Raw genomic sequence first — 22,765 nt, 5'->3', positions numbered from 1 at the left:
AGAGAGAATTCTTTCGCCTATCTATTGTCATCTCGGTCGCTGCGAGTTCAGATCGCTGCACGCCGACGGGCAAACGCTACGACACTGACCAGCCCACTCCCGAACAGCCATATCGCAGCGGGAATTGGCACCGGCGCTAATCCGCTAATCGCGTAGCCACTGAATCCAGTCGCGACAAAGCTCGCAAAATTATTGTCGTAGGCAAAATCGGTGTTGAGATATTTCGCCCAGCTTGTCCCATCGTAGTGCCACACATCGAGGTCATAGAACTTCTGGTCGGCACCGATCTGGAGCGAGAGATAGACCGGATCTCCTGCCGTGTAGCCGGTCGCCGAAAAATCCCATCCGCTCAAGATGGCTTTACCAGGATCGAGTAATCCCTGCAGCAGACTCAACTGCCCATTGTTCATCAGCGAGGCCGTCAAGCTGAGATTCGCCGGGGCAATCGCCGCTTGAAAGCTCGCGCCGACTTGCTTGCCAGTCGCGCCATCCGTGATCAAGATGCGCTGCGTGTGCGATAGGTCGATAGTGGCGGCGACACCTGCCTGCCCGGTCGCGGCCGTGGAGACCGTGACTGCATGGGTCGTGGGATTGTAGACACCGCCTAAGGCTTGCACGGCCCCCACGCCTACCGCCCACGCGCCGGCCGCGATCGGCGCATAGGTGCCGTTGGCCACATCGGCCCGGGCGGCCATGCGGATCGTACCGATATTGATGAGGGTCCCTGTGCCACTGCCGACGGTCACGGAACTGCCGGTCCCGAGGTCCGTGGTGAGAATGGACGGGGCATTCATGGTCAACTGACTCACGCTCACCTTCGCGCCATCGGTGACGCTCAACCGGCCACTCCCGGGGTTGCCGTTGCTCAAGTTGCCGGTGTTGGTCCACTCAGAGCCCGCACCGTTGACGAACATTGTGGCGACGGCAGCGGGATTGGCGTTCCCTAAGACTGCGTCCCCTACCGTGCTGACCTTGCCGCCGTTCGTGACGGTCATGATGCCGGTGGTGGTTCCTGACGCAATCGTCAACCTACCCCCCGTAATGACTGACCCTGGCCCGTCAACCATGACGCGACTTCCGGCGGTTGTTCCACCTCCGCTGCCGGCGATAATAAGCCCATTCGCACTGGTAAACGTCAGGGCGCCCCCATTGGTCACCGAGAGAAGGCCCCGGCCTTGTGACCCAACGATGAGTGCGCCACTGGTAACCCACTGCGACCCTGCCCCATCCACCGTCACGGTGCCGGTCGCGCCAGCATTACTGGCGATCACCCCCCGGCCAGTCAGCGATCCCCCGTTGGTGATGTTGAGCATGCCAGCTGACCCACTGGCCTGACCGACGAAGATGAGAGAAGTGTCGGTCACGATGGCCCCGTTGCGAATGTTAAGGATGCCGGTCGCGCCTGAGGCGACGCCCACGTTGGTCTGGCCGCCGGTGCGGGTCCACGTTGACCCGGCACCGTCAATCGTGATCGTTCCTGTGACGCCGACACTTTGGCCGAGTTGCGTGTGCCCGGAAACAATGTCAGATCCTCCATCGACCAACACGCTGCCATTCGCCGTATTGCCAACGACAGCAAACGTGGTACTCGTCCAGGTTGACGGATCAATCGGGGTGACATCTCCGGTGCCGACAATCGCGGCATGGGCGATCGGCATGGATGTTCCGATAACTGCAAGACTGACGATGATACTGAGACGAACGGCTGGCATCATAAGTGATTCTCCTCTGTGAAGGGGGCCTGTGTTGGGTGCCGGTAATGGCCACGTGTCAATGCAAACCCGATCTAGTTCGTCAGGCGTTCATTTCTCCGCTACCCGCCGAATGAATCCTCCTGCGGGCAAGCCCGACGACCGTCGCGAGCCCGGTTCCGAACAGCCACAGCGCCGCCGGGACCGGCACCGGCGCCAGATAGGTAATGCTCAGTTGTGGCCGCATGCTGGGATCGCTCCATTCCTTCGTATAGAAGGCACGGAACGACTGCACGTTCTCGTCGGTGTTGATCATCTCCCAGCCGTTGTTGCTGGACGGATTGTTAAGCCAGTTTTGAACATCGGCTACCATCTGCGCCGTCGAACCCCAAATGTATTGGCCTTGAAACCGATTATCGGCGAGCAGACTCGCACTCGCAGTTGCGGCGCGATCGCCGCCGGGTGTGGTCCAATTCGTGATGCCAAACTGGTTTTGATTCCAGGTCGCATCGCCTAGCCCTGCCAACACGCCTTGCCCCGTCCCGCCAATCGTGGCACTCACCGGTGTCGTCCCTTCGCCCCAATTGCTGGTCAGGGCATACAACGAAATCAAACGGGGTACGGAATCTCCACCGCCGCCTTGTCCGCCTGAACCGGCCGATTGGCCCAACACGAGCGTCATCGTCACATCGGTGATTGTGGCACCCACCGGAACGGCGCTCGCGACATCGAAGCTGATGAGGCCGCGTCGAGCCGAATTGGCCCCGTTGCCGCCTGAGAAGATTCCCGGACCGCCGCCGTTGCTGTTATTCACGTTATTTTGAAAAATCGTCGCGTCATGGGAGGAGCCGATGGTGACGACATCCGCCGCCACTGGGGCAGCGACGATGACCGTGATGGCCAGCATGCCGAAGAGACTCAACAGGTGGTGCCGCATGGTTTTCTCTCCTTTGCGATTGAATGCCAAATCTTCTGACGGGGCGGCGTTTATTATCTTCATTCCCGCAACTTCATTAGTAAGCGTTCTGTCACTTGATTTAGTGGTTCGCTCGTCGCCGAGCGAATCCCACCATAGCTGCCATGCCGCTGCCGAACAGCCACACGGCCGCTGGTACGGGAACCGCAGCGAATTCGATGCCGCGAAGATTGGGATCCAAGCCAGTGCTAAACATCAGCGGGCGGGCGCCGGTCGTGGGATTGAAGATGGAGAGTTGGCCGCTTGCGCCACCGGTTTCCACGCCCCACAGAATCCCGCTAGGATCGAAGGCGATGCTTTCAAATGTGTTGGTGAAGGTCGCTCCTACATTCGTAAAAGCGCCACTGGCTGGGTTAATGGTCATCAGACTAGACGCTGAAGTACCACCAGCTACCGTCGGCGATACGCCATACAATGTCCCATCTGGGGCAAAGTCCAGGCCTTGGACCATCTGTGCAGTGCCACCAATCAGGGTTGTCGCTCCTGTCGTCGTATTCACGGTAAACAGCCGCCCCGTACCGGATTGTGACATTCCTGCAGCCGGCTGATTCACGGCATACAACGTCCCCGCATCGTTAAAGGCTATCGACCGGATATTGGTCTGCGCCGTTCCAGTAGTCATCGTGGCCACGGGTGTGGCCACTCCCGTCGTTAGATCGATGGTGACGAGCTGATTCATGTTTGCGGAATACAGGACTCCGGAAGGCGACATAGCCAAAGAGTTCAACTGCGCAATGCCGGAATTTCCCAACAATGTTTGCGTCCCGGTCACCGTATCGATGGTATAGACCGGGCTGTTGGTGTCACTAAATCCCACCGCATACATGGTCGCGGCCGATGCGGGCTCAGGCAGCATTGTGGTTCCAATCACGAGAGCTGCAAGTAAAGCAAAAGATTTATTCATAACGTACTCCTTGTGATAATGGCGAGCAGACTGTGATCTGAATTCGAAACTTCCCGATTGCATGATACGCAGAATAAAACTGTTCGCAGAGGCGCTAGTCGAGGCGAGAGGATCAGTTGTGAGGATGAACGGAAGTGTGTGAAGGGACGGATGCCGATGCTTAACATGACGGACCGTCGTGAAAGAGGTCAGGTTGTTACACCGATGACCTTCCCGCCCAGGAACACGTCATCGTCTCTTTCAACGTCGGACTCGCCCCGCTGCTCCGTATTTGAAGCAGCGCGCCCTACGCCGAAACAATGCGGCGCACCGTAGAGGGAAATGCAGGTCTCAGTCAACTCTAAACAGCCATTTGACGAAGAGTTTACAATTTTCTAATGCGGTCCTATACGCTCCCTTCATATCATTCATGTACCGGGGGTGGAGAGTGATCAGGCCAATACGTAATTCTCGACTTGAATGCCGCCTCAGGATTGACCTACTCTATTGCCTCAAGATCCGGGAACGTGCTTCACCCTTCCATCGTGGCTACGCGTATGACCTTGGATGACTTCTTTGCGGTGGTGGCAGTTCTCGGCGCATCGGTGGGCATGCTTATTTTGATCGGGCTCCTCTATCTTGAATATGGATTTGATCGAGCACCCGCGAAACGACACCGATCGTTCGTACGAGTCTCCAGCGATCACCTCAGATCGCTTCTAGGCAACCGCAGGCCTAGTACAGGCAAGTCTGGGCAGCGATAAGCGCATTCACCCTTTAATTTAGGTGGATGACCCGAGGAGGCGAACCGATCGCTTCTGCAGCCTCAACACTTGAGGGGTTGCTTTTTGAAGATTCGACCTATGCCCATATTCAAGGAACGACGCCAAGAAGGTGTTCGGCGGTAGAAACAACGACGGATGCTTTCGCTGCGCTTCATTTCTTGTCGCAGAAGATTGTCAACAATATGCGGGCGAGAGAAGCCGGTTGACCACTTACCCATTGCTGTTCGCGTGAGTCCTGAGACAGTTCCTTCCCGCTGCCCATATTGCCGGAGAACTGAGCGAGTGAGAGTATCCAGCTCCGAAGTCCTCCACAATCAAATTCATTGTGCATCTTCACCGACAAATACGGTTTGCCTCCCGACGTCTGAGTGGTTTTAAAGTCAAACAATTGCCAGACCTTCACAAGATTCTCGTTACGATCGATCGTGTCCTTGTCCGCATAGATGGTCAGGATCTCGTTGCTGCTGCTCACGAGTTCAGTCCATTCTCCATAGACGCTGGTATGGATAAGCAGCAGCGCGACGGTAAGTGGGAAAAGTGCCGGGCATAATGAAGTGGTTGTTGGGGATAGCCATTCGTCGTTGTAAATCTTGGGGGACACGGACTCCACCATAGTGTCGTGATGGGGCATGCGAAGAAGAGCTAACTTGCCACATTCCTCGAGCGCAACGCCCTCATCGTAATTAACATGGTGAGACTCATGTACCGGATGGCATCTTCTTCACTACCCGGAAGATCCCCGCACGTATGGATATACCGTTGCAGCGATTCCGTGGCCTTGATGAAGTTGCTGACTAACTGCTTCCTGTCGTCGGTCTCCATGGAAAGACTGTAGAGGCGGCCAGGCGTTAAAAGAAACCCCTAGTGCAGCTTGTACGTTACATTTTCGTAAAAACCAGCGCCCACTGTGTCGTTCGGCAGCCATGGCGGTGCATCCACGGCTCACTCTTATTGCGGCGAATAGTTGCTCCATCCCTGGATGGGCCGGCGCATCTGGTGTCTGCAGGACCGGCCTAATTCTCAAAAAGGGTTGTTAGCTCATCAACCTGCTAGATTCACTTGAACTTCGATATTCTGAATTCTTTTATGGACGCGCAGGGCGGCAGCTTGGCCTTGGGTCGTGAGGATGAGTCGGCAGAAGCGCCTATTTGTACCAGTTGCTTGCCGCTTGAGGAGTCGTTTCTTCTCAAGGAGGCTGAGTACCTCTGATAGCGTTGCGGGTGCTATGGCCAATGCCATAGCCGTCTTGACTATCGGAGTACCATTATTCCGTTGTACATACAAAAGCACGCCAGCTTGGAGTTGGGTCAGGCCCAATGCCCGCAACCGCGAGCGGTACTCTCCGTTGAGCTTCAAGACGAGTTCTAGCGATGTCAGCCGGGAATGAGACGAAATGGTAACGGTCATTTACTTGGCATGGCCCTTCTCCTTGGACTTCCTGAGGAGATCGCGAAGGGCCCTTGTCAACCTGTTTTGTTCACCATGCTATTATCGAACCGCTGACTTTACCGGCTCCGCCCTGTAGCCATACCCGTTCAAACAGATCGAGAGATCGTCCATGTACCCAGTTAAGTAATATCGAGCCTCTGGATTGACCTCCGGATATTGTTGCCTGTCTAACGCATACTGAGTACATGTATTGGCGTAGCTGTGAAACCTCTCGCTTGAAGGTTCATCCGCGGGATTTCCCGCCCAGATAAAATTTGGGAGGTATGTCTGCAGCGATTCATCGCGCCGTGTTGTCTGAGCGTCTTTTTTGGCAATGGAGGCAATCGGTCGTCGGGCAGGCGGCACATGCTGCGGTTCCGTCTTCTGTGACGCATTGGTCGGCCTGAGTTCCCACCCCTTACTGGCCAGACATTCGTGCTGGTGCACATCCATCATGCGCAGCTCTGTGACGATGTCGCGTGTTGGCGGTACAACTGGTTGCAGACTCCGGTAATCATCCAAACAGGCATACTTATCTTGGTCAAACTGTCGGTTCAAGGGGATCCGCAACGGATCTCCGACCCAGAAGTACGCCATAACTGGTTCCGCTGTAGAGGCCGGTTTCTTCTCATCTCCGAGGGCACACCCGGTGATTATTGGGACTGCCACAACCAAACCGGACAAAAGTTGCTTCATCACTCTTAGCGTTCTCAAAGATGCCTTCATTTGACTCTGCGGCAACCTGGCCGGCGCGCGCTCGTGAGGGCGATTGTACAGCATCTCGTATCGGCGAGTCCCTTTCGCATATATTTCGATGCCCCGAAGGAAGAAGGGGCCGAGCGCCACTCCGAGGTCATTCCTGCCAGCGATCTTTGGTGAGGGTGATGGCGTCGCACTGTCGACGAGCCGGGGTTGCGACTCGGTGTGCTAAGCATGATCGAAGACGTGTCAGCACGACGCATGTGCCGGACTATATGCGCGAATTCGCACTCACCGCTCATCCCCTCTTGCGTGGTATGGAGTTGCGAAACATATCTTCCTTACTCTCCATCTTCTTGATGGCGGATGAGTGCCGTGAGCTATTGCCTGGACATATGTCAAAAGGAACATACATGGGAAATGGCCGGCATGACAGATGTACGACCTGTGGCCACTTGAACTGTACACTCTATAGGTATGAGGTTTGTGAAGAGTGCTTGTGGAAGAGCCGTGCCGAACAGATGCTCGCTCGTCGACAAACAGGCGAGCGGATTGTTGGGAGAAAACGACGCATAATTCGGCTGATGTTGAAACGTCTGTGGGACGACGTAGTTTCCATCTCATCTAAGATTCTCAAAGCACCGACCTCTCCCCATGACTGATAACCAAGTAGTTCGAGTCATTGTCGGTCCGGTGAAGATCGGAGACCTCGAGCTGCGCGTGGTGGAGCTCGGCGATGGATCCGGCCGAGTCGAGATCTGGAACGGCTCGACATGGGATTCTGCCGGTGGATGAACTCGACGCCAATCGAAGCACTGAACTTCCTTGGGGGCCGTCTCTTCCGTGTTACTACCAACAACCGGCCCTACAGTCGTATGTTCAGGATTGCCGATCGATGCCTCTTAAGAGGGACAGCGAAACCGTCATCCATCCAGTATGCTCGCCCTGGTTTCCTCTTCGACGAATACACTATGCGCTTCAGTCTTGCGACTACTGGCGATGGGTTCGCTCCGCTATCGCCTCCGCCATTTTTTGAGTGGGTTTGTCGTATGGCAAGCAGGAACACAATGGCTGTCTCCACGACGGCCACAATACTGTCAAATCTCCAATTAGTCGCGCAAGTGAAAGAGAGGAGGACCTGTATGCGCTGACTCGAGGCATAGCGTTCGCGTCATGGCGGCGTTATCACTTCCGCATATAGGTAATCTCCATCATCTTCGCTTCTGACCGCTTTTATCGTCGGTGCCGTACATTTCAAACATATGGGTATTGTCATCGACGATCTTCAAGACCGAGCGCAGCTTCATATGACCTCGCCCCGCTGCTTGATCGCCCAATCGAAGCAGTGCGCCGCCCTACGCCGAACAATGCGGCGCACGGTAGATGAAGAGAGACCGCTTCGTCAGCGCCTCTCTCGCCGCCTCTGGCTCTTCAGCAGTGGACTCGTGAGGATCGCTGGATTTGCTCGCCGGAATTTGCTGCACACCGCTCAACAGTGACAAGTGAATGTATCGCACATTCACACTTGGACGAACACCATCCTGTTCGGGCCAGGACAGTAACCAATCATCATGCGTCCCAACATAAATGGCCGTCGCCGGCGAGCGACGGCCATTATGGCAAATCAAGACTTCACTTTGCTCGTGATACCATATTATTACGATTTGCAAATGTTATCGACCCGACGGTTCGAGCAGTTGGCTTGAATCGGAAGAGATGGGCCCGTTAGTCGCCTTTTCATTTGTCTCCGTCAGATAAACTCCGATGACATGTCCTCATAATCACTTGCGTCATGCCTTTGACTGATGAACTATCCTGAATCACAGTTTCGGCCGCTGACATTGCCGTAAGGGTGACATTGTCGGCTGATGCCTTGCCGCCGTTACGAAAGATCTGTTCCGCAACACTCGTGAGCACGGTCAGCCGGAATCCAAGCGTCATCGTCCCCGATAGTTACAACATCCGGGTTCTTCGCGCCATCTCCGCAGACACATGACACGGCCGGCGATCACTAGCCGTCTTGTCTCATTGCTTTGACGATTTGTCTATGCGCTACACTGCAGCCAACATGTCGGCCCATTCGATCATCGCTGTTGCACGGTCCGGCGTGCAAAGCCGACTATCGAGGCCAACCCACTGCCGAACAGCCACACAGCTGCCGGTATGGGTACCGGCGCCAACATCCAGACACCGGTTCCTTGGACGTTCAACGGGCCAGGCGCAGGACCGGTCACGCCGAATGCCCACGATTGGCCATTGCCTCCGAAGAACTGAAAATTGTTGGTTCCGGAATGGCCGGGAACAGTCAGCGGGTCGTTGGCAAAGAGCGAGGAGAATCCGCTTGCCACATTGTTGAATTGTCCCGAAAGACTCGGCGGGAGCGCGCTGGACGACGCCGTAAACGCCGTGCCGTTATATTGCACGAAAAAAGAGGACAGGTCCGCTTGATTGAATGAGCCGTTGGGCGCCACGAGGGATGAATCGATCCCCAGCAGCGCCTGCACGGTCACCGCAGGATTGCCCGTCTGTGAGCCGTTGAACTGAAACTGCACCAGCGCCGCCTCTGCGAAGTGCATTGGCGCCATGAATCCGAGCAAGCCACTCGACAGAAGCGCGACTATCATCGATTTGATCATGGTGGACTCCTCGAGGCGACCGGCGTTCGCATTACGAACGCCGGTCTTGCTCTGTCATGATTTATGACGCAATGCGATTCATGCTTCTGCGCGCAAACCCGACCATGGCCGCCAAGCCGCTGCCGAACAGCCAAATTGCCGCCGGTACCGGTACGGGCGCCAAACTATAGTCCAGTACCAACCGCGGCCCCTGTCCCAAGCCCAAAGTCTCACCTTCCTTGGTGTAGAAGCTTCGGAACGTCTGGAACCCTTCGTTGACGGCAGGCGTCGCTGGATTATCGACTTCATCGACATTCTTCAAGAGCCAGCCGAAATTGCTTGTTGGATTAGCCAACCATGACTGCACGTCTGCCACCAGCTGGGCTGAGCTCCACGTAAATGTTTGGTTTTGGGCGCCTCCGACCGCAAGACCTCCTTGAATCTGAGTGCTGGCACTCGCTACCCCATTCGTGTTGCCCAATGCGCCCGGGGTAGTCCATTGACTCTGGGTCAGCTTGTTGTCCGTCCATGTCGCATCGCCCGGGTTTCCCGGAAACCCTTGACCGGTGCCTCCAATCATGGTCGCTGTGTTCCCAGTCGTTCCCTCTCCCCAATCCGTGTTCAGCTTATAGAGCTCAATAGTTCTCGTGAGTTGATCACCGCCGCTTCCGGAACCTCCGGAGCCGGCGATCTGACCTACCGTTAGCTGCACCTGAGCACCAGTGATCGTGGCACCAGTTGGAATGCTGGAGACATCAAAGGAGAGCAGGCCACGTCGCGGAGATTGATTGCTATTGGAGCCGGCAAAGATGCCAGGGCCTGCCCCGTTACTGTTCGTGGCGCCGTTGCCGCCAGATTGGAAGGCATTTTCAAAGATCGTGGCGTCGTGCCACGCTTGGAGCGTCACCGTGTCCGCTTGAGCAATGACCGGTGCGCCCAGCGCCAACGCGACGAGCGCGACGCTCTTCAACATGATCTGCTTGGACATTGTTACACCTCCATCATGGTAAAACGCGCTCCATCGTGAGCGCGGAAATCAGCATGTCGCAATACCATCTTGGCACTGCTGACATTCTGCCGTAGGCCCTTGAACCTCTTAGCAGAAACATCTGTCAAGCACACCCCATCGTGACGGCGAAGTTGCCGACCAATGCCTGCACGCTGCCTTGCGCCAAGTGTGCTCGCGAACCGTGGAATCGAATGGATGAGCCCTGATATCAGGGTAGGAACTTCTGCGGAGAGTTCATCGCGTCGGCGGCGGGAACCGGTTCGTAGAAAGAGGATAGGTGAATCAATCTGCGAGCGACTGCGGTTCATGACACAGGTCCTTGGCTGAAAGAAGACCGGTACGTCCGTACCAGGTTTGACACAACGGTCAGGCACTCCGATGTCGAGCGCACCGGCCGTCGGCTCTCCTTCAACGTCGGACTCGCCCCGCTACAACAATCGCCCAATTGATGCAGCGCGCCCTACGTCTGGAAGCGATACTACGTATGTTTATCCAATACGTGCTTTTCCGTCAACCCTATCGTGGCACCTTTGACAAATAGTTTACACACTTCTCATCTCCGTTTTTCACTGCACCCGCGATTAAATATCTTGTATCCGGATCGACGAAAGATTCTGCATCTTGTGCCCTGCCTCAATGCCCGCGGTGTTTGCTGCTTCTGTTCAGAATACAGCCTCCAGCGAAAAATGTCCGTAATAGGACCCGGCAGGGGTAAACGGTCCGCTGTTGAGGGTCCAGGCCGCGTCATAGCGGAACCGGAGGTAATCGCTCACTGTTAACCTGAACCCGACACCGGTGCCCTGGAGATACCAATGGCCGACTTGGCCCGGCACAGGTTGTCTGATCCACAAGTAGGCCGTGTCATAGAACGCCACGAAGCGAAGCGAACGGCTGACATGCTCGAGCGGCAGCTTATTGAGAGCCGGGCTTACCGCTTCGATAGTCGCGTGGGCGGCATTGTCTCCGACGGCTTCGAATTCCCGGTATCCACGCACGGACTCCATTCCTCCCGCGAAATATTGCTCGGTTGGAACAACCGGTTCGTTCACCCATTGACCGTCGGCTTTTGCCGTAAGCCCGAAATCCCCTGGTAAGACCTGATACCGCTCAATTCCGCCCTGCACGACAATGAAGGATCCGGACGAGCCCTTTCGAAATCCGGGAGTTTCCAACGGATCGTTGGGATCGCCTGCAAAATGATCTTTATCACCTTCCGGCATGATGCCGGCAATGTAGCCGCGAGTTGTCGCCGTCAGCTTCGTATACCCCTGTTCATCCCGAGCCAGACCGGTGTAACCCAGAGACGCCGGTGTATACGTGAGCGGATTGGTTGCCGTCACACTGATGCCCGTACCCGGAAGCTCTGCATTGCTGCGTCCGAGATGTTTATAATCCACCCCGACCGAAAGTTGGTGTCTCAAAGATCCCGTCATGCCTAACGGGAATTGGTAGCGGAACCCGGCAATGGTGGAGTTGCCGATAATATCCAACCCGCCGCCCGTGGGAATGGGTGAGGAATCCAACTGAGCGCGGCTGCGTGCAGTGGCACCATAGAACACGAGTTGGTGTTCGGACGCGCCGAACGGTATGTAGTAATTGCCGCTGTAGACTTCGACCGCGCCCCAATCCTGGGGAGTTTGACTCGTCTGCAGCGTGATGGCATGGTCAGCGTCGAACAAGTTCGTATACTGCACCGCGGCGTTCAGTCTGAGCCTGGGGGTCGTCGGCACACCCCGATTGTTCAACTCGACCTTTCCGTGAAGAGGCGGCCGATCCTTCGCTTTCAGCTCAAGATTCAGTTGCTCAGGATTGTCGGACGTCTTCAAGACCGGCACGACCTTGAGATCGGGGTTGGCATTCAGAGTATCCAGTTGTTTGAGAACGGTCGGCTCATGCAGGAGCGCTCCCGGCTTGACCGCGGGAAGCTTGTTCTTTATGTAGGCGGACGAAAACCACCAGTTGTCAGTCACGTCGATCGTCTTCAGTCGACCCTCTGTCACTGTCAATGTGATGATCCCGAACTCCACGGTCTGCTCCGGAACCGTGACGGCAATCGTCGGATACCCCAGCTCGCGGTACGCCTGCTCCAGTGTCGCGCGAGCCTTCTCGATGTCGTTGAAACGGCGAGACTTTCCGATAAATGGTTCCAGCAACGAATCGATGCGCTCGGGGGGCAGGAGATTGTTTCCCTGTACAAAGAAATCTTTGATGGTAAACGTAACGTGGTCATCGCTTTCGGGCTGGTCCGGCTGTCTGACCGCCGGTGCAGCCTTGGAAGGTCGCGAAGAGCTGGTATTGCGGTCGGCAGCGGCGACTGTTTTGACATCGCCATTTCGAGACGGGCTGGCTTTTGGAATATCCGCCGCTCGGACTGCGGTTGTGGATGATGCCTTACCGGTCGGGGCAGGACCTTCGCCATATGCTGGAGCGATTCCAGACGCAATGGCGAGTGACACGATTATGACCGCAAGCGGCTCCTTCCAACCGCATCGCTTGTCGCCAACGCCCATTGGTGCCAAGACTTGTCGAAGGTGTTTCAACTGCCCTATTCACGCTCCCTCCACATCTGGAGGAACCGGTTCCTCTTACCGACTTGCTCAACCTCCATGGTACAAGCAGCGGACTGTTCGTTCTGATCAGAACAGAGGTGCCTCGACTGTCGATGAGGCTCCGCTCCCTTAACAATGACCGCCACCAATCGCGTACGCGTTTCACCAATCACAGGGATCTTGCGACCGGATCACGATTGATGAGGTGCTGTTCTCTGTCAGGACTGTTTCCAGAGGTTCACTCTTGCTGCTGCGACCACGGTTCCGTTGCGACGCATGGGCGCCGCAACGGAACCCCGTAATCATCTCTCTCCGTGGTCTTACCCGGTAATACCAGGAAGTGATCGTCGATCAGTAGCAGGCCGGATGATCACCAGGATTAACGGTGATCGGCCCTTTCGTGTCTGCTTTTTGCACGAACATCTCCGTATTCACTGGTTGACCTGGTTGGCGCAGGTTTCTCGCGTGGAAATATCCGATCTGGGTTTTCGGCAGAAGAGTCGCGATTCCTGCCACGTATTGGTTCCAGAGAGCCTGGTTGGCATCAGGCGTGTTGCGTTGAATCCCGACCCAGTCGGCCCAGAAAATGTATCGACCGCAACGGAATTCCTTCTGAGATGCGGCTCTCTCCGCATCGCTCGGATTGGACAACACGGCCGGTGCAGTGAAGTTGCTCGGCTGGACACCATCCATTGCCACCGGGTATCCGCCGCGCATACGCCCGACGTTACCGAGGCCGAACGCCACAGGGCTTGCCGCCTCGTCCGCCCGATTGTACGTAATGGCGTTCATATTTGCGTTGCTGGCAGGAGCCGCTGAGCGTCCCTGCACACAGGCCAATCCGTCAGAAACGGTTGGCGCGAGATAATTGATATCCCCGGTAAACGGCGGACCGATGGTCCCGGTGGAGATCTGTCGGACATCCTTTTGGAATATCGCGTCATAGTTGATGCGGGTTCCCGCATCGACCGGCCGCGAGCAGGTCACGATGCTTTGATCGATGCCCGGGTTGAACGGTGTGCCGATCGGCGACATGTCGCCGGCTCCGGCGCCCAACGACGCATCGGGCGGATTCAACGGCTGTACGGGATATACGCAGTAACCCAGCTGATTCCAAGACGAAACCGTTCCCGTATAGATCGCTTCCGCCTGAATGCGGGTCAGCGAAATTTTCCCTGCAGCGGCTTTTGTATTCGGATCGCACTTCTGCACGCCGTTTCCAACGATAACAGAAAAGGCCGTGGCCGTAATCGGAAACGACGTGACGCCGGTGTCAAGAATGGTCTGAGCGCAGGTGCCGCTCTGGTCACACATGGTCGGCTGAAAGGCAGTACCCTTTGTATCCGAAGTCGCGAAATTCGCCGGGACCAGTTCCTTCTGTGAACAATTCTGGAAACTGTTGTACTGTTTTCCAGTTCCTGGATCCGTCTTAGGATTGCCGGCAACGGCCACACAGCCCGTCCCTCCCGGTACGATAGAGGTGAAGTTTGATTGAGGAGAGCCCAATGCAGCCTTCACGTTGTTATAGGCCATGGCTGAAAATCCACCTGTGTAACGGAACAGGAAATTCGGCACACCACCTCTGGTACATCGCCAAACCACGATGTTCCCGGCCGGGATGAGAATGGTGGGGTCCGTTAAATCGGTAATATTCGCGAGATTCTGATATCGCTCTGGAGTCGGACCTCCCGCATCACACAAGCTTAGCGGAATCGACGCCGCCGCCTGTCCCGCAACCGGATTGGCGACGCCTTGATAGGCCTGCCCGTGAGTTGACCCGACGATGTTGATATCTGCCTGCGCCGCAGACGGCGCGATGACTCCAACCGTGAGAGCGGCGGCAGCGAGATACCGTCCCACTTGAACTGTGGATAGACATTGCATCACGACACTCCTTGTTTAATCGCTTCGTTGACGACACACTGTTTTACACAGACACTTTCGCCCTGCCGCGTCTGGCAATGCCTGCCAGCCCGATCAGGCCGGTGCCGAAGAGAATCACGGCCGCCGGAATAGGAACAGGCGTAATGGTGAGCAGACCGTTCGAGGCAAGAACCGCACGGCCGACATCACTGAGGACGTTGAATTCCGTCCCCACGCGCGCCTGTGCCATCACGATAGTCAGGGTCTCATCGAACAATCCCTGCTGGCCGGCTCCGGTGAAGTTGCCTCCCAATGTCCCGCCCACCCCGAAATTGCTCGTGAATGAGGCAGGATTGGATGCAGCCAGCACCGCTTCGGTTCCCGGACCTGTGGCAAGACCCAACGCATTTCTCCATCCCGCCATATTCGAGTTCACCGCCACGGTCCCCTGATTGGTGCCCGCGGCGTTAATTTCGGCGGATGTAAACTGGGAGGCCGTGTTGATGAACGTGTTGAGCTGCGTGGTCCCCTGAGTGCTGAGCAATGACCAGCGGACCGGTTCGGCACCCGCGGTCACACTCAACGGATTCAATGAACTGGTGCTGATATCGACGGAAAACGGACCAGCCAAGACGGTCGAAGCAGGCCCGAGGTTCCGGTAGTACTCCTGACCGTTGGCATACAGAGCCAACATCAGATCACCTGTGTTAAATTGAAGCGCCCTGGCATCGACGGCACTGAGCGCCGTCACGCCTGCCGCGATTCCGACAAGCATTTTGGCGCCGCGCTTCCACCCATTGCGTTCCATACACAACCCTCCTTGCTCATGTCCGCGTAAGCGACTCTCTGACCGCCCATTACGACGGACGTACTTCGATTAACCCCATTCCACACACTTATCCAATGACACGTCCTGCGATTCTTTGTGTATGCCAGGCCCTCCCTTCTCGCCCATGTAGAAATTCGACTGTCCCTCTCACACATCTGCGCATGCGCCTACGCGTGACGCACTTGCAGTCTCAATCCACTCGTTATTCAGGCTGCGGTTTCGTCTCCACTCTGATTCTGACCTTGTCCTTGATACGCAACGGCGCACTCAGAGACTTTCCTCCTCCAGATCCGCCGCCGACCTTCTTGGACTCGGCAACAGGTTCGAACAGTTTCACGTCATCAGCCGCCTTGGCGCCGGTGATCGACGTCGTGGACACGCTGGCCGTGACAGCCGGGGTCGTCGTCAGTGTTCCCACGCTTCCGTTGATCGAATTCAAGGTCAACGTACTGCCGGCGGTTCCTGCGGTAATCCCGCCAAGATTGACGGCAAAGACCCCGATAAAGCTCGAAAGGCTTCCGACGAGCGCGTTTCCGACGTTGACGTTCGTGATCCCTCTGATTTCTCCGCCTTGCAAATCGAGATTGTGACCGGCGTCGATGTTGACGTTGCGGCCGCGAATGCCGGCCGGCGGCACGATCACATCGTGCGAAGCTTTCAACGTGATATCGCCGAGCTTGAAGCCGGCGAATAGTTGTTCGGTCGTCGTCTTGTATTGCTCAACCCAGGCTTCATGCGCCGCCGGGATCAGCGGTTCGAGCGACGACACGTCGTGCCCGAGGAACTGATGGAGCGCGACCGTGGCTTCGAACGGCGACAACGGATTGAACGGGGGAATATTCGGCAGATCGCCGTCGGCCGGGTGGAAGGTAAAGATACCGCTCCCGGGAACCGAAAAAAACGACCGGATCGGCTGATTGTTCGGTCCTGGTTGCTCGATGACGAAACTGGTCACGTCATTTCTGGAGCCGGACCCGGCGTTGATATTTCCCGTCGTGGAAGTCAATGTGATGTTGCCGCCGCCCAACGTGGCAATTCTCGAAAGGTTGACATCGATATTGCCGGTGGATTTCACATCGATCGCCCCGCCCCGCACGGTCAGAATACCCGTTCGGTCATCCACCCGGTTCACGTTGGTTCCGACATTCACCGCGCCACCCACTGGTTCAACCATGGCCACTTGTTTCCCACCAACCGGCAGTGTCACAACTCCATTGCTGACAGTCGGTCGTCCGTCTATCGGACCGGACCCGGCGGGAACCGAGGTAACCGTTTTACCGTTGATAACCAGGAGGACGGTTCCGTCGGCCAAGTGAACCAGCGGTCGGTCAAGCACTGCCGTGCCGTGCACAAGATCACTCGGCAACACGGCATTCGTAGATGACAAATCCACCACGACCGGTTTGCCGTTCACACCTATCATGGCATTGCCCGCTATGATCATGGCGTTCTGCCCGACGATCGTATCTTTCGCTGCGAGCAAGACCGGCGATCCGGAAATATCCAGCGCCGCACGCCCGTCGACTAAATAGACAGGGTTTCCGATAAGCGACTGGTTGCTGGAATTGACTGGGATCGGGCCGATACCGTCCTGCCCTGGAATTGCAACGCCGGCGATGGCCAGCACTTGTTGACCGTTCACGATGATCGTGCCGACCACTGCGCTAGAAACGAGCCCCGTCGTTGCAATAACCGGCGCTTGTGTCGTCGTCAAACCATGGACGAACAAATTGCCTCCATTGAAGGATTGAATCCGGGACTGCGTCATCTTGATATCGCCCCCGACGGCAACATCCAGGAGGCCACCCTTATCAGCCGCATTCGAGTTGCTGTCCGATGAAAGTACAGCCGGTTGGAATTGGAACGTAAGTCCATTGCTGACGGCCAGATCCAAGGTTTTACCGGCTGTGACACGAGCGAGCCCAGTGCCGCCAAAGAGAAATCCTGAGCTGGGATTTGGATTATTGCCTTGCGAACGTCCTGCAAAATCAATATTCCCGTTCGCAGTAATGGTCACTGCAGAAATCGGATTGCCGATCACATCTTTACCGAGGTCTGGAACTGCAAAGAGTCCAAACACATTCCTGATGTCGTTGCCAGCCGAAACATTAATGGTTTTTAGATAAGGATCGACCAGTTCCAGATTGAGATCGGTGATATCCTTTCCAGCGGTCACGGTAATCGGTGAGATCGTCATCGACTTTGGATCCGTAATTGGGTTGCATGAGTCGCATATTAGAGATATCGCGGGCGTATCGCCGGAACCAAGCCCCCCATGACCTTCGATGGATTGACCGGCCCGGAACGTCAGCCTTCCGACCTCGGAGGGCCAGAATCGCAACTGACTGGCTATGGAGATATTTCCGTTCGGCGCCAGTGCGGAAAACGACGAAGGATAGATGTTCCGATCCGGAGATCCTCCTGAGACGAAATCCGGCGTGTTCGATTTTAAAAAAATGCTCCCCTGATCCGAGAGCAGGCTTGCCGAGCTGAGAGGATTGAAGGTATTCATGATGTCCGGACGGAGCGGCTGACCAAGAACGCGATCCGATAGACCGCGGTCCTGCATCAACCCCATGTAGATGTTATTTCCCACGGTAACTTCGACCCTGGTCTTCCCGAAGGTGACGGCTTGCGTCACCGGATCTACGCGATAAGACCCCAGGGTGAAATTCGCATAGTTAGCCGGGCTTCCCAGATTGCCACCCACATTCACCCTCGCGATTCCATCGGACAACACAAATCCTGGACCACCTGGTACGTTCCCGACTGCCCCGCCGAGGAAATCTCGATCGGCATTGATCGTGAGGTTCCCGGGGCCATCCACGCGAATGCCAGAATACGTGACACCCGGGCCAGGCTGGACGCCGATTCCCAAAGCGCTCGGGGCGATTAAGTCTCTTCCCGCAGCGATGAACATATTTGCGGAGAACGTTTGCAGCGTCGTCTGTCCAACCCCGCTAGTCGGAATCAACGTAATGTCCCGGCCGGCGGTAAGAGACATGCTGCCCCCTCCGCCTGTGATCAATCTTGCACCATTGAACTGAATGTCATTGACCGCCGTCAGGACATAGCTCCATTTGGCTGGAGACACACCTGTAGAGTTTGATCCATTCTGGATAAAGCTGTTGGGCATGAAAATTAAATCTTTTCCTGCCGTGAACCTAAGGAATCCTTCCTGTCCCGGCGGGAGAGCCCATCCGGATATGACGGTTCCCGTATTGGGGTCAACCACCGGAATGAGATTGAAGAGTCTCCCGATATTGACAGTAAGATCGGTTCCTACAGGCGAGCGGAATTCAACGTCGGAGGCGCCGCTTCCGACGAATCCCTGCAAATCGTCCCACGTGACCGTCGAGCCGACAACAAGGGGGTCAATCAGGAACCGCCCGCCTTTATAGCTTGATGTTGCACGACCGAGAAATTGGCCTCCCAGCGACACACTGCCTGCGCTCACTTCTGCAAAGCCTCCGTTCCCGCCCTTCACCCCTCCTGACACGTCGATTTTGGCACCCGATTCGAATGTCGTTTGGCCACTGGCAAGGTCGGACTTGACGAGAATGTTTCCGCCGTCAGCAATACCATCCTGACCGCCGTTTGCCGCCGTGACGCTGCCTGCCGTCAACGTGGTCCGGTCGGTCGATATCAATTCGATCTTTCCGTTCCGCATATGCGCGCTGTTCGCCTGGACGACCCCGCTTTGCGTCACCAACCGCCCGATCATGCTCACCTGGCCGCCGTCGGACACCAGACTCTTGAGATTCAATGCCTCGCCGGCCGGTGCCTTGACCTCTACCAACAGTCCGCGCCCATCGGCACGCTCGGACAGATACGCAGACGTCCCTGCGGCCAACGCGAGATGGCCTCCGGCGCTCGTAATCACGCCGTTGTTGGTGACGTTGGGAGCGATGAGATAGACACCATACGGGCCTGCGTTGATTTGGCCTTCATTGCGCACCATGCCGTTTGCCGCTGAGCCGTCGAACGAATACTTTCCGCTCAGGAAGGCCGCATCGGTCATATTCAACGAAGAGGCAATCAATCCGTTCACATTCACCTGGGCACCGCCGCCGAAGTACACGCCATTCGGATTGATGACGATCACGGACCCATTCGCGAGCAGGGAGCCCAGAAAATGGCTAGGGTCCGCACCGACCACTCTGTTCAACGCGATTGCGCTTGCAGAAGGCTGGACAAAGCGGAGCACGTCTCCGGGATTATTGCCGAGGCTCGTCCAATTGATGCCTGCCAGTGGAGTGGTCTGATTGACCGTCACGTTCGGCGTGCCGAGCCCTGTGACATTTGCACCACCGAACTGCGTGACTGGATTGCCGGCAGTCGTGGCGTTTGCCCGCGTTGAACACGGTATCAACGCATCGACGCACAGCAACACCATGATCCACAGAGCACTACAGATAGGTGCAAATGTCTTATGCATCTGCGGTGTATGGCCCTGAACCAGTAAGGGGGAATTGCGCGAGAAAACCGTCTTCACGCGATACGGATCTTTGACTAGGGCAGTCTTCGCTCCTCATAGCTTGTGAGCTATATTTCATACCAGTCGTTTACGTCAATAACTGTTGCTCACATTTGAGAGAGACGTAACACGTTCAGAGAAGTCTTATATCTCCAGATGCCGACTCCATGACATGTCGCAAATTCATTACAAATTCCATAATAGCTTACTTACGCACACATACATTACAATACTTGACATCATTGTCATGTATTGTGTAATTCAATTTCTGCGTACACAGTGTCATTTGATTCTGTCTGATTGTGTGTGCCGTGAGACGCCGAATGCTGACGTGCTTTCCGGTTTGCTCGATTCGCATTCTCGCCCTGCTGCTCTTGCTGACCACCCTGACGGGCGGCTGCGCAAGGCTGCCAGAAACCACCCGGGTCATCCAGGAAGACGACCGAGTCGTGGTTCGGATGGAGACCGACCCCGATGCGGAGGACGCGGGCGTCCGATCCACCGCAACGGACATTCCGTTGGATCAACTCAATCGACTGCTCCGCGGCTTTTCGGTTCGCCAGGTTTCCGGAGTTCCAATCCGTTTCTTGAACGACGACCAGCCACCGAAGAAGTTTCTTCGGGAAAGAGAGCTCGAAGCGCTTGTCCCCGTCCTCCAAAAGGCGCTTCAAAAGGTCGAATCACAAGAGCGCATTCGCTTCCAGGTTCTCTCACCTGGTCGCAACCCAAGATACTGGCGGGACGTCACCGGAGGATGGATCAAGGTCCGCGACCGTTATTTTCATCTCAAGGTGGATTACTACCACGTCGAACAGCCGGTCCGTCGTATCGATGCCTACGATCCCAACTATCCGAGTCCTTGGACGCCTGAGCAGGCCTATGCGGTGTATTTCGAACCGCATGCCCAATACGTCATGGATCCGATGCTCAACTCATCCGCGGTTGATTTGAACAAGTTTTTGGTCGGTGCGTCTCCTTAGCGGAGAACGACTTCATCTATTGGCCGCGTATCGGACCGGCTGAAAGGTCCCTATGAACGCGACGCCGTCACAAGTCAGCGCCAGTGGAGCGAAGGAACGTTGCGGGAACGGTTTCGAAGATGGGCAGCGGAATTCTCCTGGAAGGCGGCATGCCGGATCATGCTGTATTGCGCCGTGATGGGAATGACATTCGCTGACACAGCTCCTGCAGCCGGCGCAGACTCGGACCAGGGGCCCTCACGGCAGCCTGCGGTCCCAATCGATGGAATCGATCCGGTCACAAAATTTCTTCTCGATGATGCGCTGGCACAGGGCCGCATCTCTCAGCAGCGATACGGGGCTCTCGTGCGCGACTATGAAGAACAATCCTATGCGCGTCAGCCTTCGTACAAGTTCTGGTACGACCGAGGATTCAATCTCAGCACCAACGACAATGCATTCCTCCTTCGCATCCGAGGACGGGTCGCCACCCAGTACATCAACCGGCATCGAAATGCGGCGTGGAGAAACCCGGGAGACGGGAAGAACTTCCCGGACATCGTCGGCGTGTTCGGGGACTATCGGGTGAATCGCTCAGAAGCAGAAGCGTCAACCATCGCACTCAGACGCGCGCGCCTCTATCTGATGGGGCACGTCTTCGATCCGGACATGAAGTACTACATCCAGCTTCGCATGGACTCGACGAACGAAAGCGCTCAGACACAGGGTTCGGTGCAACTCTATGATTTCTATATCCTCAATACCAAGCTGGATTGGGCCAATGCCCAAATTGGGCAATACCGCGTCTACTTCAACCGCGCGCAGATCAATTCAACCGCATCGATGCAGTTCACCGAGCGTGCGCTCGTCATGGACGCCTTTACAGCAAGCGGACTGGATCGGCGAGACATCGGTCTGACGCTCATGAACGACGAGGAGCGGTTTCCGCTCAACTATTATCTTGGTGTCTTCGGCGGAGCCGGACCCAACTTCACAAGACTGGGGAACTTTGAGAGCGAACAGGTAACACAGAACTGTCCGGGAGGACAGCAGACGGGCACCACTCCTCTACCTCCTGGAGATGTGAATTGCACAGACATTAGCAATACCGGCCTCCCAGCAAATCCGTTGCAACGCAATCTCAATGCGGACACTCGACGTGATCTAAACCGTCTCATGTTCTCGGCCAGATTGAACTGGAACATCATGGGTCGGCCGGGATATGGCGAAGGCGACATTTCGTATTCAAAAACCCCTCAACTAGCAGTCGGCGGTGGCTACTCATATAACCCTCGCGTAAATACCAGTTCGAACAATGCATTCATCGGCGTCGATCTGGCGAACTTGAATATTCGACGGATGCTAGCTGCAACAGGAAACGGACGGCAGTTGGGTTGGGGGGTAGTCGATTATTCAACTTGGGCAGTAGACAGCGTATTCAAGTATCGCGGCTTTTCTCTTCAAGGAGAATTATATTTTAAGAATGTTATTCGGAAGGACGAAAGTGCTGATTGCGTTCAATACTCGTCTCAATTGGTAAATACAGGCAGTGGAACTGGCTTTCTCGCGGGTTCTCCATTTTCATGCTCAGGGTTAGCTCCCGGTCCACTAGGGAATGCAATGGGTTGGTATGTCCAGAGCGGTTACTACATCATCCCCAAGTACCTTGAATTGGCTGGACGTTATGCCTACTGGGATCCAGACACGCGTTCTGCAGGTGACCTGATCAAACAAGTTGACGTGTCACTCAATTGGTTTTTGAGAGGCACTTACGACCACTCAATCCAAATTACCTATACAAACATTGCAATGGGCACCGGAGGGTTTGCTATAGGCAGAAGTAATCCCATGCCTCTCATCAATGGCTCTAGCACGGCTTCAGGAGGGCAAAACTATTACCCTAACGGCTCTATTCCCGTCGACGCCGTCGGCGGCACGCTGGTCGAAAACGCCATCAGGATTCAGTACCAACTATTTTTCTAACTACTACGGATTTGCAGGC

At 55.9% G+C, this 22,765-nt stretch carries 14 protein-coding genes; 3 read left to right on the top strand and 11 right to left on the bottom strand.

The annotated features are described in order from the left end of the window. Window positions 1-47 precede the first annotated feature (47 nt). From W02_RS20755 to W02_RS20735, 5 genes are all read right to left on the bottom strand, one after another. Window positions 48-1,715 (bottom strand): hypothetical protein, encoded by a 1,668-nt coding sequence (locus tag W02_RS20755; protein WP_173051211.1) that lies wholly within the window; start codon window positions 1,713-1,715, stop codon window positions 48-50. A gap of 79 nt (window positions 1,716-1,794) precedes the next feature. After that, entirely contained in the window at window positions 1,795-2,628 is an 834-nt protein-coding gene (locus W02_RS20750) for a DNRLRE domain-containing protein (protein ID WP_173051210.1), read from the bottom strand. Window positions 2,629-2,728: 100 nt separating this feature from the next. Next, entirely contained in the window at window positions 2,729-3,571 is an 843-nt protein-coding gene (locus W02_RS21470) for a VPLPA-CTERM sorting domain-containing protein (RefSeq protein ID WP_197742086.1), read from the bottom strand. 915 nt (window positions 3,572-4,486) lie between these two features. Beyond that, on the bottom strand, window positions 4,487-4,936 hold the full coding sequence (locus W02_RS20740) for a surface-adhesin E family protein (protein ID WP_173051209.1): 450 nt from the start codon (window positions 4,934-4,936) through the stop codon (window positions 4,487-4,489). An 887-nt stretch (window positions 4,937-5,823) separates the two neighbouring features. Continuing rightward, on the bottom strand, window positions 5,824-6,360 hold the full coding sequence (locus W02_RS20735) for a hypothetical protein (protein WP_173051208.1): 537 nt from the start codon (window positions 6,358-6,360) through the stop codon (window positions 5,824-5,826). A gap of 756 nt (window positions 6,361-7,116) precedes the next feature. Here W02_RS20735 and W02_RS20730 point away from each other — a divergent pair. Further along, complete coding sequence (locus tag W02_RS20730; RefSeq protein ID WP_173051207.1) at window positions 7,117-7,257, top strand: hypothetical protein; 141 nt, start codon at window positions 7,117-7,119, stop codon at window positions 7,255-7,257. A 1,289-nt stretch (window positions 7,258-8,546) separates the two neighbouring features. Here W02_RS20730 and W02_RS20725 read toward each other — a convergent pair. From W02_RS20725 to W02_RS20700, 6 genes are all read right to left on the bottom strand, one after another. After that, on the bottom strand, window positions 8,547-9,098 hold the full coding sequence (locus W02_RS20725) for a hypothetical protein (RefSeq protein WP_173051206.1): 552 nt from the start codon (window positions 9,096-9,098) through the stop codon (window positions 8,547-8,549). Window positions 9,099-9,159: 61 nt separating this feature from the next. Beyond that, window positions 9,160-10,065, bottom strand: coding sequence for a DNRLRE domain-containing protein (locus tag W02_RS20720; protein WP_173051572.1), 906 nt, complete (start codon window positions 10,063-10,065; stop codon window positions 9,160-9,162). Window positions 10,066-10,748: 683 nt separating this feature from the next. Further along, window positions 10,749-12,626 carry a ShlB/FhaC/HecB family hemolysin secretion/activation protein gene (locus W02_RS20715; RefSeq protein WP_173051205.1) on the bottom strand — a complete coding sequence of 626 codons (1,878 nt, stop codon included), beginning with the start codon at window positions 12,624-12,626 and terminating at the stop codon, window positions 10,749-10,751. Window positions 12,627-12,986: 360 nt separating this feature from the next. Further along, window positions 12,987-14,519, bottom strand: a complete 1,533-nt coding sequence (locus W02_RS20710) for a hypothetical protein (RefSeq protein ID WP_173051204.1) — start codon at window positions 14,517-14,519, stop codon at window positions 12,987-12,989. A gap of 43 nt (window positions 14,520-14,562) precedes the next feature. After that, window positions 14,563-15,306, bottom strand: a complete 744-nt coding sequence (locus W02_RS20705; RefSeq protein WP_173051203.1) for a hypothetical protein — start codon at window positions 15,304-15,306, stop codon at window positions 14,563-14,565. Between the two features lie 223 nt (window positions 15,307-15,529). After that, window positions 15,530-19,822: a filamentous hemagglutinin N-terminal domain-containing protein gene (locus W02_RS20700; RefSeq protein ID WP_173051202.1), complete on the bottom strand. Its 4,293-nt coding sequence runs from the start codon at window positions 19,820-19,822 to the stop codon at window positions 15,530-15,532. 305 nt (window positions 19,823-20,127) lie between these two features. Here W02_RS20700 and W02_RS20695 point away from each other — a divergent pair, with 305 nt between their 5' ends. Beyond that, window positions 20,128-20,784 carry a hypothetical protein gene (locus tag W02_RS20695; protein ID WP_173051201.1) on the top strand — a complete coding sequence of 219 codons (657 nt, stop codon included), beginning with the start codon at window positions 20,128-20,130 and terminating at the stop codon, window positions 20,782-20,784. A 183-nt stretch (window positions 20,785-20,967) separates the two neighbouring features. Continuing rightward, entirely contained in the window at window positions 20,968-22,746 is a 1,779-nt protein-coding gene (locus tag W02_RS20690; protein ID WP_173051200.1) for a hypothetical protein, read from the top strand. Window positions 22,747-22,765 lie beyond the last annotated feature (19 nt).

This window comes from Nitrospira sp. KM1 (assembly GCF_011405515.1).
Lineage (GTDB): Bacteria > Nitrospirota > Nitrospiria > Nitrospirales > Nitrospiraceae > Nitrospira_C.
Note: the sequence above shows the minus strand (reverse complement) of the source record. Positions and strands in the feature narration are given on the sequence as shown.

Coding starts and splice junctions, on each gene's coding strand:
- W02_RS20750 (WP_173051210.1), bottom strand. CDS start 2,628: ATGCGGCACCACCTGTTGAGTCTCTTCGGCATGCTGGCCATCACGGTC.
- W02_RS20720 (WP_173051572.1), bottom strand. CDS start 10,065: ATGTCCAAGCAGATCATGTTGAAGAGCGTCGCGCTCGTCGCGTTGGCG.
- W02_RS20735 (WP_173051208.1), bottom strand. CDS start 6,360: ATGGCGTACTTCTGGGTCGGAGATCCGTTGCGGATCCCCTTGAACCGA.
- W02_RS20755 (WP_173051211.1), bottom strand. CDS start 1,715: ATGATGCCAGCCGTTCGTCTCAGTATCATCGTCAGTCTTGCAGTTATC.
- W02_RS20705 (WP_173051203.1), bottom strand. CDS start 15,306: ATGGAACGCAATGGGTGGAAGCGCGGCGCCAAAATGCTTGTCGGAATC.
- W02_RS20710 (WP_173051204.1), bottom strand. CDS start 14,519: ATGCAATGTCTATCCACAGTTCAAGTGGGACGGTATCTCGCTGCCGCC.
- W02_RS20695 (WP_173051201.1), top strand. CDS start 20,128: ATGCTGACGTGCTTTCCGGTTTGCTCGATTCGCATTCTCGCCCTGCTG.
- W02_RS20690 (WP_173051200.1), top strand. CDS start 20,968: ATGACATTCGCTGACACAGCTCCTGCAGCCGGCGCAGACTCGGACCAG.
- W02_RS21470 (WP_197742086.1), bottom strand. CDS start 3,571: ATGAATAAATCTTTTGCTTTACTTGCAGCTCTCGTGATTGGAACCACA.
- W02_RS20725 (WP_173051206.1), bottom strand. CDS start 9,098: ATGATCAAATCGATGATAGTCGCGCTTCTGTCGAGTGGCTTGCTCGGA.
- W02_RS20730 (WP_173051207.1), top strand. CDS start 7,117: ATGACTGATAACCAAGTAGTTCGAGTCATTGTCGGTCCGGTGAAGATC.